The sequence below is a fragment of the Streptomyces roseoviridis genome, assembly GCF_039535235.1.
GTDB lineage: Bacteria > Actinomycetota > Actinomycetes > Streptomycetales > Streptomycetaceae > Streptomyces > Streptomyces roseoviridis.
In genome coordinates, this window is sequence record NZ_BAAAWU010000001.1 from 6,833,762 (window position 1) to 6,848,359 (window position 14,598).

At 71.1% G+C, this 14,598-nt stretch carries 11 protein-coding genes; 4 read left to right on the forward strand and 7 right to left on the reverse strand.

What is annotated here, in order from left to right:
- Positions 1-143: 143 nt before the first annotated feature.
- The gene (locus ABD954_RS30915) at positions 144-1,316 is read left to right on the forward strand and encodes a PP2C family protein-serine/threonine phosphatase (protein WP_345491038.1); all 1,173 of its coding nucleotides are present in this window, start codon (positions 144-146) and stop codon (positions 1,314-1,316) included.
- A 234-nt stretch (positions 1,317-1,550) separates the two neighbouring features.
- On the forward strand, positions 1,551-2,738 hold the full coding sequence (locus ABD954_RS30920) for a PP2C family protein-serine/threonine phosphatase (RefSeq protein WP_345491039.1): 1,188 nt from the start codon (positions 1,551-1,553) through the stop codon (positions 2,736-2,738).
- Between the two features lie 10 nt (positions 2,739-2,748).
- On the opposite strand, the gene ABD954_RS30925 is transcribed toward ABD954_RS30920, so the two are convergent.
- From ABD954_RS30925 to ABD954_RS30945, 5 genes are all read right to left on the reverse strand, one after another.
- On the reverse strand, positions 2,749-3,249 hold the full coding sequence (locus ABD954_RS30925) for a MarR family winged helix-turn-helix transcriptional regulator (protein ID WP_345491040.1): 501 nt from the start codon (positions 3,247-3,249) through the stop codon (positions 2,749-2,751).
- On the reverse strand, positions 3,246-3,722 hold the full coding sequence (locus ABD954_RS30930) for an ATP-binding protein (RefSeq protein ID WP_345491041.1): 477 nt from the start codon (positions 3,720-3,722) through the stop codon (positions 3,246-3,248). The genes ABD954_RS30925 and ABD954_RS30930 overlap by 4 nt, the downstream gene beginning before the upstream one ends.
- 119 nt (positions 3,723-3,841) lie before the next feature.
- Complete coding sequence (locus ABD954_RS30935; RefSeq protein WP_345491042.1) at positions 3,842-4,267, reverse strand: DUF4190 domain-containing protein; 426 nt, start codon at positions 4,265-4,267, stop codon at positions 3,842-3,844.
- Between the two features lie 90 nt (positions 4,268-4,357).
- Positions 4,358-4,870 (reverse strand): ATP-binding protein, encoded by a 513-nt coding sequence (locus tag ABD954_RS30940; RefSeq protein ID WP_345491043.1) that lies wholly within the window; start codon positions 4,868-4,870, stop codon positions 4,358-4,360.
- 171 nt (positions 4,871-5,041) lie between these two features.
- Entirely contained in the window at positions 5,042-5,944 is a 903-nt protein-coding gene (locus ABD954_RS30945; RefSeq protein WP_382745960.1) for an RNA polymerase sigma factor SigF, read from the reverse strand.
- A 280-nt stretch (positions 5,945-6,224) separates the two neighbouring features.
- Here ABD954_RS30945 and ABD954_RS30950 point away from each other — a divergent pair, with 280 nt between their 5' ends.
- Together ABD954_RS30950 and ABD954_RS30955 are read left to right on the forward strand one after the other, a co-directional pair.
- The gene (locus tag ABD954_RS30950; protein ID WP_345491045.1) at positions 6,225-10,541 is read left to right on the forward strand and encodes a hybrid sensor histidine kinase/response regulator; all 4,317 of its coding nucleotides are present in this window, start codon (positions 6,225-6,227) and stop codon (positions 10,539-10,541) included.
- Between the two features lie 191 nt (positions 10,542-10,732).
- Positions 10,733-13,087 carry a SpoIIE family protein phosphatase gene (locus ABD954_RS30955; protein WP_345492578.1) on the forward strand — a complete coding sequence of 785 codons (2,355 nt, stop codon included), beginning with the start codon at positions 10,733-10,735 and terminating at the stop codon, positions 13,085-13,087.
- Positions 13,088-13,176: 89 nt separating this feature from the next.
- Here the strand turns inward: ABD954_RS30955 and ABD954_RS30960 are convergent, their stop codons facing one another.
- Together ABD954_RS30960 and ABD954_RS30965 are read right to left on the reverse strand one after the other, a co-directional pair.
- Positions 13,177-13,605, reverse strand: a complete 429-nt coding sequence (locus tag ABD954_RS30960) for an STAS domain-containing protein (RefSeq protein WP_345491046.1) — start codon at positions 13,603-13,605, stop codon at positions 13,177-13,179.
- 558 nt (positions 13,606-14,163) lie between these two features.
- Complete coding sequence (locus ABD954_RS30965) at positions 14,164-14,598, reverse strand: MarR family transcriptional regulator (RefSeq protein ID WP_345492580.1); 435 nt, start codon at positions 14,596-14,598, stop codon at positions 14,164-14,166.

Genomic DNA, 14,598 nt, shown 5'->3' on the forward strand with positions numbered 1-14,598 from the left:
CTCGCGGGCACTGGGGTGCCTGTCAGCGTACTAGGCGCACGCCGGGCTGTGGATGCCCGTGAGGCCGATGTGTCCCGTTCGGGGGCCCGACCTCGTGATCGAGGTGCGAGCCTCTGTGGAGAAGGATGGGTGTTATCCCGATTATGGACGGATTCCTGGCCGCTGAGCGCGCGCTGCGCACAGCGGCTCCCGATGCGTTGCTCGATGCCGTACGCGCCGTGCTGGCCGAGCGCTACGGCGCGGAGGATGCCGAACTGTACATGGCCGACTACGGCCTGACGGTGCTTCAGCCGGTGTCCGTGCTCCCGCACGCCCTGGGTGCGGTGCCGCTGAACAACAGCCCGGCCGGCCGCGCTTTCGGTGCGCAGGAGCCGTATCGGGAGGACATCGGCAACGGCCGTGACCGGCTGCATCTGCCGGTCAGCGTCCGGGGTGACCGGCTCGGGGTGCTGTCGGTGACCTTCCCTGAAGGCGGGGCCGCGCGCCGGTGGGAGACGGAGCTCGCGGAGATCGCCGGGGTCCTCGGGCGCGAGGTGGTGGTGGCCGAGCGGGACACCGACCTCTATCTCCAGGCCCGCCGCAAGGACCGGCTGACCCTGGCCGCCGAGATGCAGTGGCAGCTGCTGCCCGGCCGTTCGTGTTCGCGGCCCGAGTACGAGCTGGGGGCCCAGCTGGAGCCGGCGTACGCGATCTTCGGGGACAACTTCGACTGGTCGGCCACCGCCGACCGTCTGATGCTGTACGTCACCAACGGCATGGGGGAGGGGATAGAGGCGGCGTTGCTGACGAACCTGGCCATCAACGCCCTGCGCAACGCGCGGCGTGCCGGCATCTCCATCGCCGACCAGGCGGCCCTGGCCGACCAGGCCGTCTACGCCCACTACCGGGGCCGTTGCCACCTGTCCGTCCTGATGTGCGACTTCGACCTGACCACCGGGCGAGCGAGCGTGGTGGACGCGGGCTCGCCCCAGCTGCTGCGCCTGCGCGACGGGGTGGTGGAGCGCGTCGACTTCGAGGCCCAGCTGCCGCTGGGGATGTTCGAGGAGACGGACTACGTGACCCAGGACTTCCAGGTCGAGCCGGGGGACCGGCTCGTCTTCGTCAGCGACGGCGTGCACGCGGTGGCCTCTCCCCGAGGCGAGGCGTACGGGAACGCGGCTCTCGCCCGCGCCATCCAGTCCACCCGCCTGCTGCCCGCCGCCGAGGTGCCGCGCGCGATCCTGAGGGAGCTGACCGGTCACCGTGGCAGGCCCGCACCGGACGACGACGCCTTGATCGTCTGCCTCGACTGGCGGGGAAGGCACGTCGCCCCCTGAGCGGAGGCCGACATCGCGGTCGCGTGCCGTCCCGCTCCTCGCCCCCGCTATGGTTGCCACGACGCAACCATGACGTGGTCGCTCGCCGGACGACCAGCCCGCCGGGTTGACGGCTGCTGTCGTACACGCCGGCATCCGCCGGACAGCGGCCGCCGGGACGCACGATCCCCACCCGGCGGCGAGCCGGGTGGAAGCCGTCCCCGCGAGGTAGCGTGGAAGCCGTAAGGCGAGAGGGTGTCCCCAGTGAAAACCTTTGATCTGCTTCCGTCCGCCGAAGCCCAACTGCGTGCCGCCGCCCCCCACGCTCTGCTCGCCACGGCCGCCCGCATCCTCACCGAACAGGCGGGAGCCGAAGAGGCGACCGTCCTCCTCGCCGACTACGGCCTGTCCGTCCTGCAGCCGGTCTCCGAGCTGCCGCACACCGCGGCACCGGTCCCGGCCCACGACGGTCCCGCCGGCAGCGCCTTCGTCCAGCAGAGCCCGGTCGTCGAGGTCCTCCGTGACCCGGCCGGTCACCTCGTGCACCTGCCCATCACCGTGCGTGGTGACCGGCTCGGCATCCTCACCGTGCGTCTGCCCGCCGGCAGAGCCGACGCGGACACCGTTCTGAAACTGGGCTCCTTCGCGACGGCCCTGGGGCACGAGCTCCTCACCGCGGACCGTGACACCGACCTCTACATGCAGGCCCGCCGAACGCGCCGCCTCACGCTGGCCGCCGAGATGCAGTGGGAGCTCCTTCCGGGCCGCGGCTGCGCCCGGGACGAGTACACGATCGGAGCGCACCTCGAGCCCGCCTACGCCATCGGGGGCGACAACTTCGACTGGTCGACCAGCGCCGACCACCTCGTCCTCACGGTCACCGACGGCATGGGCCAGGGCATCGAGGCGTCACTGCTGACCAGCCTCACCGTCGGAGCGCTGCGCAACGCGCGCCGCGCCGGCATCGGCCTGGCCGACCAGGCATCGCTCGCCGACCAGGCGGTCTACGCGCAGTACGGCGGCAAGGCCTACGCCTCCACGCTCCTGCTGCGGTTCGACCTGGCCGACGGCACCGTGCACGCCGTCGACGCCGGCTCCCCGCAGCTCTTCCACCAGCGCGACGGCCGCACCGCACGCATCGAACTGGAAGCGCAGCTCCCGCTGGGCATGTTCGAGGAAACGGTCTACACGGAACAGACGTTCCACGTCGAGCCGGGGGACCGCCTCATCGTGGTCAGCAGCGGCGTGCACAACACCCGCTCCGCCACCGGCGACCTCTTCGGGGAGCGCGTCCTGCGGCAGATCCTCGGCGCCACCCGCCCCGAGCCTCCCCACGAGACCGCCCGCGCGGTCGTCTCCGGGCTCGTGGAGCACTTCGGCAGCAGCGAACTGACGTCCGATGCCGCGGTGGTCTGTCTCGACTGGACGGGCCGTCCCCGCTGACCCGGCGCGGTCACGGCCGATCCGTCACCCGGGACGTCCCGTGCCGAGCGGCGAGGAAGGCGCGCAGGCCCCGGGCCAGCGCCTCCCGTTCGGACGATCCCATCCTCGCCACGACGTCGGCGAGCGCCCGGGACCTGTGCGAGACCACCTCGTCCCACATCTGACGGCCGTAGACCGTCAGACTCAGCTGCAGTTCACGCCGTTTCCCGGGGCGCGGTACGCGCTCCAGAAGTCCTGCGGCTGCCAGCCGGTCGCACAACCGGCTGGCAGTCGGCAGCGTGATGTCCATGGCCTCCGCCAGGGCGGTGAGATTGAGACCCGGTGCCGACCGCAGGATCCCCAGGGCCCGTAGCTGGTGCTGCGACAGCCGCAGGCTCGCCTGCCGGCTCGCAGAGGACCACAGGTGCGTCAGCCCCTCGACGGCGTCGGCGATCTCCCGCGCGAGGGACGCCGGACGCTCGCCCGGTTCCCTCGGCGGGTCCGCCTCCTGGTGCGCGCCCGGCCCCGTCACAGCCGCCGGTGGCCCACGAGATCCCCTCCTGGATCGTCGGCCAGCATGATCGTCGTGCTGATGCGCTTGCCCACCGGCTCGCGGCGGATGGCGAAGCTCTGTCCGACCGCCATGACGATCTCCAGGCCGTGCTGCCCGATCCTGGAGGGATCGGCCGCGAGGACGACCGGCAGCGTCGGATTGCTGTCCCACACGGCCACTTCGACCGCGCCGCCCACGACCCGCAGGTCGAGCAGGCACGGACCGGGTGCGTACTTGCGCGCGTTGGTCACCAGCTCACTGACCACCAGCTGTACGACGCTCATCGCGCGCCCGGACACCGGCAGTCCGTGCACGGCCTGCACGTCGGTGAGGAAGCCGCGGGCCAGAGCCCGGGCCACGGCGATCCCGTCATCGCCCTCCAACGCCGCGGAGACCGTCACGACGCTGTCCGACAGCGAGACTCCGCCCTCGCCACCTGCTGTCTTCTCCATGCTGTCCGCCCCGCACTCGTGCCCGTACGTCCCACCCCGTCTACCCCCGAATCGGAACGGCAGACACGTGCGCACGGTTCGGATCCGCGCCGGGATCCGGCATCAGGACATCGGGGCCGTCAGTCGTTCGGCTCCTTGTCGAAGTCCCGGTCGAAGTCCTTCGCGCAGGCGTCTCGTTCGGACTGCGTCTTGGCGTGCTGCACACAGTCGTCGAAGTTCTTGAACTCGTCCGAGTTGAGGACCGAGGCGCCGATGGCCAGGATCACGACGGAGGCGAGCAGGCCCAGCCCGCCGAGAACGGCGCCGACGAGCGACATCGTGCCGCGACCGCCGTCGCCGCGGCGCGCCTTGCGCGCGCCGATGATGCCGAGGACCAGGGCGCCGAGGCCGAGCAGGATGCCGCCGAGAACGGTCCAGAAGAGCAGGACCGCCGCGATGCCGAGGACGAGCGCGGCGATGGCCAGGCCGCTGCTGCGCTTCGCGCCCACGGGCGGGCTGGTCCGCGTGGAGCCGTACGGGCTGTCGGAATGGTCGGAGAAGGACATGCCATCACACTCATCTCTGGTGCCGAGCCAACGAGTTGTCGTCGTGCCGTGTGCCCGCGAGTCGGCGATGAATGCGTGCTGACCCGGGCTTCAGACGGACCGGGAGCCCGGCACGAGGCGCGAGGCCCCGGACGTCGTCGTGGACCGGTGTACGGGTGACCCGCCGGGCGCCGGAGCCGGTCGCCTCAGCGGCACCAGGGCGTGGATGGATTTGCCGCCGGCCGCGGGCGTGACGGTGACGTCCTGGCTGAGTCGCCGGACGATGCGCAGGCCGAACTCGCCGGGGTGCGAGCCTCCCGCGACGGAGACCGTGGCGGGAGGCCATGCCGGATTGCGGTCCGTCACGGTGACCCAGAGACCTTCGTCGGCGAGGGCGAGCCGGAAGGCGCGCACGCCCCCGCCGTGCCGGATCGCGTTGGCGACCAGCTCCGAGGCGACCAGCAGCGCGTCGGTGAGGGCGACGTCCTCGCTCATGGACGGCTGGTCCCGGAAGAACCGCTCGCCGAGAAACCTGCGCACCTCGTCGCGCGCCGCGGCCGCCGTCACGGCGCGCCTCTCTGCCCCGTTCTCCTTCCAGGCGGTGACCGCTTCATCGGTTGTCATGGGTGATGCCCCCGTTCGTCCGAGTTGTCTCCATTTCGTAGATTTGCCCAATGAAGTTCTGTACATGCCGTCTTCGGTGACCGGTTCACCCTCACGGTGAAGTACGAAGCCGGCGGTGGGTGTTGTGGATCCGGGGGGCCGCCTCGGGGGTGACAGAGCCGGATCCGGCCCTCACTCGGTGGTGAGCAGGCCGCGGCGGAGCGAGGCGAGGGCGCGGGAGAGCAGGCGTGAGACGTGCATCTGGCTCACGCCCAGCCGCTCGCCGATCTCGGCCTGGGTGAGCTCGTCGACGAAGCGGAAGTGGAGGATCTGGCGGTCGCGCTCGCCCAGCGCGGTGATGAGAGGAGCGAGGGCGTGGAAGTCCTCGACCCGCTCCATGGCGGGATCCTCGGCTCCGATGAGGTCCGCGAAGGCGTCGTCGCCGTCGGACGTGCCCGACCCGTCGATCGGGGCGTCGAGGGAGGCCGAGGTGTAGCCGTTGGCGGCGATCTTCGCTTCCATGACCTCCTCCTCCGAGAGGTTCATCAGAGCGGCGAGCTCGCTGACCTTGGGCGCGCGCCCCAGGCGGCTGCTGAGTTCGTCGGTCGCCTTGGCCAGTTCGACCCGCGCCTCCTGCAGCCTGCGGGGAACGTGGACCGCCCAGGAGGTGTCCCGGAAGAACCGCTTGATCTCGCCGACGATGTACGGCACCGCGAAGGTCGTGAACTCCACCTCGCGCGACAGGTCGAAGCGGTCGATGGCCTTGATCAGGCCGATCATGCCGACCTGGGTGATGTCCTCCATGTCGCCCCGGCCGCGGAAGCGTCCGGCGGCGTACCGCACGAGCGACATGTTCATCTCGATCAGGGTGTTGCGCGCGTACTGGTACTCCTGCGTGCCCTCTTCGAGCAGCGCGAGCTGTTCGAAGAACAGCTTGGAGAGCGAGCGGGCATCCTTCGGGGCCACCTCCTGCGGCGCCGCGACCTCGGGCAGTGCCCCGACCTTCCCGGTGGCCGTGGCCGTGGCCGTGGCCGTAGCCGTAGTCGCAGCCGTGACCTCGGCCGTAGCCGTGGCCGTTGATGTGGACGCTGCCATCACGCTCATGATCTTCCCTCCCTGGCGCCTGCCGGCCGGTTGCGGCACGGACGATGAGCGCCGCGTACCCCGAAAACCGGAACTCATGTCCCTCTTCCTGGACCGATCTCCGTCGGCGGCCGGCGGCCGGATCGCCGTTCACGGTTCGTCCCCGTGAGAGGGTAGGCTGCCCGTATTTGTCGTACGGCAACGATTACCGTACGAGGGGGGCGGCCTGTCCAGGCCGTGGCGGTGTCCGGCTGACCGGCGGGGCTCCTAGGCGCGTTCAAGAGGAATGGTCATGGCTGAGACGACGGTCGACAACACGCGCGTTCCCCGGACACGCGCTCGGGGAGCGGGCAAGGTGGGGGAGCCGGAGCTGCGGCAGCTGCTCGCCGGCCTGACCGCGGTGCGCGACGGTGACTTCGGCACCCGCCTGCCGGACGACGCGGACGGTCTGCTCGGCGAGATCGCCACGGTGTTCAACGGCATGGTCGACCAGCTCGCCCTCTTCACCTCCGAGGTGACCCGCGTCGCCCGTGAGGTCGGCACGGAGGGCACCCTGGGCGGACAGGCCGAGGTGCCCGGCGTCTCCGGCACCTGGGCCGATCTGACCGACTCGGTGAACGCCATGGCGGGCAACCTCACCACGCAGGTCCGCGACATCGCCCAGGTCGCCACCGCGGTGGCCAGGGGCGATCTGTCGCAGAAGATCGACGTGGACGCCCGCGGCGAGATCCTGGAGCTGAAGAAGACCATCAACACGATGGTCGACCAGCTGTCCGCGTTCGCCGACGAGGTCACGCGCGTGGCCCGCGAGGTGGGCACCGAGGGCAACCTCGGCGGCCAGGCCGACGTGAAGGGCGTCTCGGGCACCTGGCGTGACCTGACCGACTCGGTGAACTTCATGGCGGGCAACCTGACCGCCCAGGTCCGCAACATCGCCCAGGTCACCACGGCGGTGGCCCAGGGCGATCTGTCGCAGAAGATCACGGTGACGGCCCGGGGCGAGATCCTGGAGCTGAAGGAGACCATCAACACGATGGTCGACCAGCTCTCGTCGTTCGCCGACGAGGTGACCCGTATGGCCCGTGAGGTGGGCACCGAGGGGATCCTCGGGGGCCAGGCCGACGTGAAGGGCGTCTCGGGCACCTGGCGTGACCTGACCGACTCGGTGAACTTCATGGCCGGGAACCTGACCGCCCAGGTCCGCTCCATCGCCCAGGTCGCCACGGCCGTGGCGCAGGGTGACCTGTCGCAGAAGATCACGGTGACGGCCCGGGGCGAGATCCTGGAGCTGAAGGAGACCATCAACACGATGGTCGACCAGCTGTCCGCGTTCGCCGACGAGGTGACCCGGGTGGCCCGCGAGGTGGGCACCGAGGGCAATCTCGGCGGCCAGGCCACCGTACGGGGCGCGTCCGGTACGTGGAAGGACCTCACGGACAACGTCAACGTGATGGCGTCCAACCTGACCGGGCAGGTGCGCTCCATCGCCCAGGTCGCCACGGCCGTGGCGCGCGGCGACCTGTCCCGGAAGATCACGGTCGAGGCCAAGGGCGAGGTCGCCGCACTCGCCGCTGTGATCAACACCATGGTCGACACCCTCTCGGCCTTCGCGGACGAGGTGACCCGGGTGGCCCGCGAGGTCGGCACGGAGGGGCGGCTCGGCGGCCAGGCCCGGGTGCCGAACGTGGCCGGCACCTGGAAGGACCTCACCGACAACGTCAACTCCATGGCGAACAACCTGACCGGGCAGGTCCGCAACATCGCCCTCGTCACCACCGCCGTCGCCAACGGCGACCTCTCGAAGAAGATCGACGTCGACGCCCGGGGCGAGATCCTGGAGCTGAAGACCACCATCAACACCATGGTCGACCAGCTGTCCTCGTTCGCCGCCGAGGTCACCCGCGTGGCCCGGGAGGTCGGCAGCGAGGGCCGGCTCGGCGGCCAGGCCGAGGTCGAAGGCGTCTCCGGCACGTGGAAGCGGCTGACCGAGAACGTCAACGAGCTCGCCGGGAACCTGACCCGTCAGGTCCGCGCCATCGCCGAGGTCGCGAGCGCGGTCGCCGAGGGCGACCTGACCCGCTCGATCACCGTCGACGCCTCCGGTGAGGTGGCCGAGCTGAAGGACAACATCAACGCGATGGTCGGCTCCCTGCGGGAGACGACGCGGGCCAACCAGGAACAGGACTGGCTGAAGTCCAGCCTCGCCCTGATCTCCGGCCTGATGCAGGGCCACCGTGACCTGGCCGTCGTCGCCGAGCTCGTGATGGACAGACTCACGCCGCTGGTCTCGGCCCAGTACGGAGCCTTCTACCTGGCCGAGGACACCCCGGACGGCACCGAACTGCGACTCGTCGGCTCCTACGGCCGCCCCACCGACATCACCGGCCACGACCGCTTCAAGCTGGGGGAGTCCCTGGTCGGCCAGGCCGCCCGCAGCCGGCGCACCATCGCCGTGGACGGAGTCCCCGCCGACTACATCGGCATCTCCTGCGGTCTGGGCCGCACCGCACCCGGCAGCCTGATCGTGCTGCCCATCGTGGTGGACGACCAGGTCCTCGGCGTCATCGAACTGGGCTCCTTCACCGCGTTCACGCCCGTCCACCGGGACTTCCTCGAACAGCTCATGGAAACGGTGGGCGTCAACGTCAACACCATCGTCGCCAACGCCCGCACCGACGAACTGCTCGACGAGTCCCAGCGGCTGGCCCTCGAACTCCAGGCCCGCTCCGAGGAACTCCAGGTCCAGAAGCAGGAACTGCAGCGCTCCAACGCCGAGCTGGAGGAGAAGGCGGCGCTGCTCGCGGCCCAGAACAGCGACATCGAGGGCAAGAACCTGGAGATCGAACAGGCGCGGCAGGAACTCGAGGACCGTGCCCAGCAGCTCTCGCTGGCCTCGAAGTACAAGTCGGAGTTCCTCGCCAACATGAGCCACGAGCTGCGCACGCCGCTCAACAGCCTGCTCATCCTCGCCCAGCTGCTCGCCCAGAACCCGACCCGCAACCTCACCGCCAAGCAGGTCGAGTACGCCGGCATCATCCACTCGGCCGGCTCCGACCTGCTGCAGCTGATCAACGACATCCTCGACCTGTCCAAGGTCGAGGCCGGCAAGATGGACATCAACCCCGAGCGCGTCGCCCTGCGGCAGCTGCTGGACTACGTCGAGGCCACCTTCCGGCCCATGACCACCCAGAAGAGCCTGGACTTCACGATCACCACCGCCCCCGGCGTCCCCGTGGACCTGGTCACCGACGACTCCCGGCTGCGGCAGGTCCTGCGGAACCTGATCTCCAACGCGGTCAAGTTCACCGAAGAGGGCAGCGTGGAGCTGCGCATCGAGCGAGCCGCCGAAGCGACCTTGCCCGCCCCGGTCCACCGCGACGGCCCCGTGCTGGCGTTCCGCGTCAAGGACACCGGCATCGGCATCGCCGAGCAGCACCTGGAGGCCATCTTCGGCGCCTTCCAGCAGGCGGACGGCACCACGAGCCGCAAGTACGGCGGTACGGGTCTCGGGCTGTCCATCAGCCGGGAGATCGCGCACCTGCTCGGCGGCGCGCTGACCGCGGAGAGCACCCCCGGCCAGGGCAGCACCTTCACCCTCTACCTGCCCTGCACCCGCCCCGGGTTCCCCCGCGAGACCGACTCGGCCGCGCCCGAGGACACCGGCACGGCGGACGCCCCCGAGGCGGACGCGTCGTCCGACAGCCGCCGGCCCGTCCGTGCGGAGATCGAACCGCGCAAGCCCCGCCGACTGCTCGTGATCGAGGAGCGGCCGCGCGGCCTGCTCTCCCTCGTCGCCGAAAGCGCCGTCGCCGAGCTGACCGGCGGCCACGACCGCGACCCCATCGAACTCGTGGCCGTCGTCGGACCCCAGGAAGCCGCCGGGGCCCTGGCGACCGCACCCGTTCACTGCGTGGTGCTCGAACTCGACAGCGCCGACGGCGAGGCCATGCACTTCCTCGACGCGATGTACGGCGATGCCGCGCTGCGCAGCGTCCCCGTCCTCGCCCACAACAACCGACGCCTCGACGCGGCGTTCGAGTCGGTCCTGCAGGACCGGGCCCGTCAGCGTCCGCTGGAACTGCTGTCCAGCCTGGACGAGCTGCGCGAACGGATCGCCCTGTACCTCTCCGCCGAACAGCCGGGTGACGTCGTGCCCCTGGTCCGCATCGAGGAGGCGCGTCCACAGACCTCCCCGGCCGTGGATGACTCCTTGCACGGCAGGACCGTCCTCGTCGTCGACGACGACGCCCGCAACCTCTACGCGCTCACCGGCATCCTGGAACTGCACGGCATCCAGGTCCTCCACGCGGAGAACGGCCGCAAGGCCATCGAGGCACTCGCCGGCCACCCGGACATCGACCTCATCCTCATGGACGTGATGATGCCGGAGATGGACGGTTACACGGCCACCGCCGAGATCCGGCAGATGCCCGACCACGCCGACCTGCCGATCATCACCGTCACCGCCAAGGCCATGCCGGGCGACCGCGAGAAGAGCCTTGCCTCGGGCGCGAGTGACTACGTCACCAAGCCCGTCGACGCCAACGACCTCATCGCCTGTGTCCGCCGCTGGCTCAACCCGCAGCAGGACGCGCAGGTGATGGCGTGACCGGCTGGGAGAACGTCACGGGTGAGGAAAGCTCCACCGGGGTGGCAGCGGACCCCGGCGGCGCGCGATCCGCGGACGGAACGGACCGTACGGCGGACTCGTTCGACGCCGCCGGAGCCGGAGCCGGAGCCGGAGCCGGAGCCGGAGCCGGAGCCGGAGCCGGAGCCGGGGCCGAAACCCGGGCCGTCGGCGTGGCGACGTCGTCCGGGGGGAGGCAGGCGTCCACGGTCGGCCGTCTGGCGGCCACGGTGGAACGCCTGCGCGCGGAGGTCCGTGCGGCGCACGCCGCCGCCGAGGGCCGGGCCCTGATCGAGCTCGCCAAGGGCGTGATGATCGAGCGACTCGGCTGCGGGCCGGCGCACGCCGCGCGGCAGCTGACCGAACTGGCGCGTCAGGCCGGTGTGTCCCCGCTCGAACTGGCCGCCGACATCGTCAACCAGGCCGCTCGCGACCAGGTCGCCGCGGTCGCGGAGGACTTCGTCCGGCATGCGAACGGACAACCGCACGACCCGGGACCCTCCGTAGCCGTCCGGCTGCGCACCGCCGAGGGCGCCGCCCTCGCCGCGAGCGACACCCAGGCCGTGGCCGAGTCGCTCCTGGAGCACGCCCTCGCCCCGCTGGGAGCGACTGCCGTGGCCGTATGGGCGGCGGGGCTGGAAGCCTCCCTCACCCTCTGCGGCCACGCCGGGTTCAGCGCGGACGAGGCGAACCGGTGGCGGTACGTCCCGCCGGGCGTCGCGACCGTGGCCCGACAGGCCCTCGACGAGCGGCGCACGGTGCGGATCGAGGCCCTGTCCGCGACGGGCCTGCCCACCATCGGCCGTGCCCAGACCCTGGGCGGCGGCCGCATCGCCCTGCCCGCCGGAACCGGAGGCCGTATCCACGGAGTCCTGGAGATCTGCTGGCCCGAGGCGCTCACACCGCACCCCCCGGCCGTCATCCGGCAGATCGAAGCCCTCGCCGAACTCAGCGCGCACACCCTGGAGAACCTTCCGCTCTCCGACGAACAGCCCACCGCCCGCCGGGAGTCGCCCGACGTATCGGAACTCGTCGACCTCTCGGACGGCCTCTACGACCCCGCCCTGGTCCTCACGCCGCACCTGGACCGCGAAGGCCAGCTGACGGACTTCCTCATCCGCCACGCCAACAGCCGGTTCCTCGACCCGGCCGGGCGCCCCCGAAGCGCCGTCCACGGCGCCCTGCTGCTGGAGGCGTACCCGACGGCCGCCGGGGACAGCGAACTGTTCGAGAAGATCGAACGCGTCTACGCCACCGGCGAGCCCTTCCGCGCCCAGCGCATGACGCTCACCGCCCTGGTGGACCAGGTGCCGCTGACCACCGTCGCCGACCTCAGCATCAGCCGGCACGCCGACAGCGTCCTGCTCATCTGGCGCATCGAGGACGAGACGGCCCGGCTGGCCAGCCTCCTCCAGCACGCCCAGCGCCTCGGACGCATCGGCGGCTTCGAGGAGAACCTCGTCACCGGGGACATCACCTGGAACGGGCAGCTCTTCTCCCTCTACGGACGAGCGATCACCGACAACCCGGTGTCCCTCCAGGACCTGGCCGAACACGCGCACGCCGACGACGCCGTGGCCATCGGCCGCTTCCTCCAGGCGGTGCTGCACCATCGCCGCGCGACCTCGACGGCCTTCCGCCTCCAGCGGCCCGACGGGGTCACCCGCCACATCCGGGTCATCGCCGAGCCGGTCCTCGACGCCGACGACCGGCTCCTCGCCGTGCGCGGCGCGTACCAGGACATCTCCTCGCAGCACTGGACCGAGGTCGCCCTCGCGGCCACCCGGGACCAACTCGCCCAGACCGAGCAGGAGTCGGCCGAGCGCAACCGGCTGGCGCTGCAACTCCAGCACGCCATCATGCCCCCGACCCGCGCCCCGCTCGACGCCCCCGGCCTCGATGTCGCCGTGCGCTACCGTCCCGCCGAGGCGGAGTCCCTCGTCGGCGGCGACTGGTACGACACCGTCGTCCTGCCGTCCAAGCGCGTCCTGCTGTGCGTCGGCGACGTCGCCGGCCACGGCATAGAGGCGGCGACCGGCATGGTCGTCCTGCGCAACGCCATGCGCGGTCTCGCCGTCACGGGCGCCGGCCCCGGCCAGCTGCTGTCCTGGCTCAACATCGTGGCGCACCACCTCAGCGAACAGGTCACCGCCACCGCCGTGTGCGGCGTGTACGACCCCGACACCCGCGTCCTGCGCTGGGCCAGGGCGGGCCACCTGCCCCCGGTCCTGGTCCGCGGGCCGGAGGCCGGCACCCTTCCGCTGCTGGGCGGACTGCTCCTGGGCGCGCTCCCCGAGGCGGAGTACGAGGAGGGGGAGGTGCAGCTCGAACTGGGCGACACGCTCCTGATGTACACCGACGGCCTCGTGGAGCGCAGGGACACGGCGGTCCAGGAGTCCCTGGCCCAACTGCTCGCGGCGGCACAGGACTCGGCCCCCTCGCTGGAACGCCGGCTCGACCGACTGCTGCTGCACAGCAAGTCGGACACCGACGACGACACCTGCCTCATCGGCATCAAGGTCTCGTGAACCAGGACGGCCGCCCGCCCGGATGAGGAGGCGGCCCCGCCCCTCTCCGGGGCGGGGCCGCACTTCTGTCCTCCGGGGTCGGCGACCGCCTACTCCTCCGCACCCCCGCTCGCCGCCTGCCCCGCCGACGGAGCTGCGCCCTCGGCGCCGGAATCCTGCTGCCCCACGGCGGCGAGCGCTTCCTCGACGTCCGCGTGGAGGGGGGTCGTCACATGGAGCCCCGTGATCTCGAGAAGCCGGCGGACGGTGGGCGTCGGAGCCACCAGGTGCACGTCCCCACCCCGCTCGCGCGCCTCCCGGACCGCCTTGATCACGACGTTGAGACCCGAGGAGTCCATGAAGCTCAGCGCCGAGAGATCCAGCACGAGATGCCGGCGCCCGTGCAGGAACTGATTGGCGACGTGGTGGTGCAGGAACGTGGCGGTGTCGACATCCATTTCGCCACCCACGGTCAGGATCGCCGTTTCGGCGTCCCACACCTTGACGTCGATGTCCAGGTTCTCTTCATGAACGGGCATAGCTCCTGCTTCCTGCAGACTTGGTCGGTTCGAGCCGAGCGGCGGACCGCCGCCCCGCAGCGCAGACAACCCCACACTGCCCCGATATCTTGTCATCCGACAAATATGAGCGGGATCACCGGCGGCCGGTACGAGCGGGTGTCGGGGCGCTCACCGGACAGCGTGCGGTGCGGGTGGCGTGGGCACCCCGCGACCGCCTCGCTCGGACGCGCGGCCGCGGAGACGCGGAGAACGCGCGACGAGATGCGCACGCCGGTCATCCGGGGTCCCGGCCTGTGCCGCGGCGAGCGGCCCCGTGCGCCACCTGGCGCGCGGGGGCCCGAACGAGACATCCCGCACAACCAGCCAACATAGCGAGCCTTTCGGGGTACGCGCCTCTCAGGCAAGGGGCGACGCCCGCAGACTGTTGTCGTTTGACAACAATAGCTGGAAGGCAACAAGGTAGCCATGTCGGATGTGAGCGGGGAAGGACCACGAATGCTCCGGTGGGCGGAGACCGCTCCGTGTACGGATGGCCGGCGCCAGGGGACGACGGCGGCACCGGTGCCCCCCGGTGGATCAGGCCGTCCGGCTGCCGGAATCCACGGCAGTGCCGTGTATCTGCGTCGCCGCCGTGGAGCAGAACGCCTCCAGTCCCTCCAGCAGCGCGACGCGCTTGGCGGCGGGCATGCCGGCCAGCACCTTCTGCAACTCCTGTTCCCTGCGGGCCCGCAGCTCGGCGAGGAAGACACGGCCTCGGCCGCTCAGGTGCAGGCGCACCTCCCGCCGGTCCTCCGCGCCCATCACCCGCTCGACGAATCCGGCGGCTTGGAGGCGGTCGCACAGCCGGCTCGTCGACGGCGGGGTGGAAGCCAGCGTCTCCGCGAGCGTGCGCAGGTTGATGCCGTCGTGGTGCTCCAGGATGTGCAGCACGCGCAGCTGGGACGCGGAGGTCGGAGCGGTCGACGCCCGGCCCCAGACGACCTCCAGCAGCTCGACGGCCGTCGTGGTCAC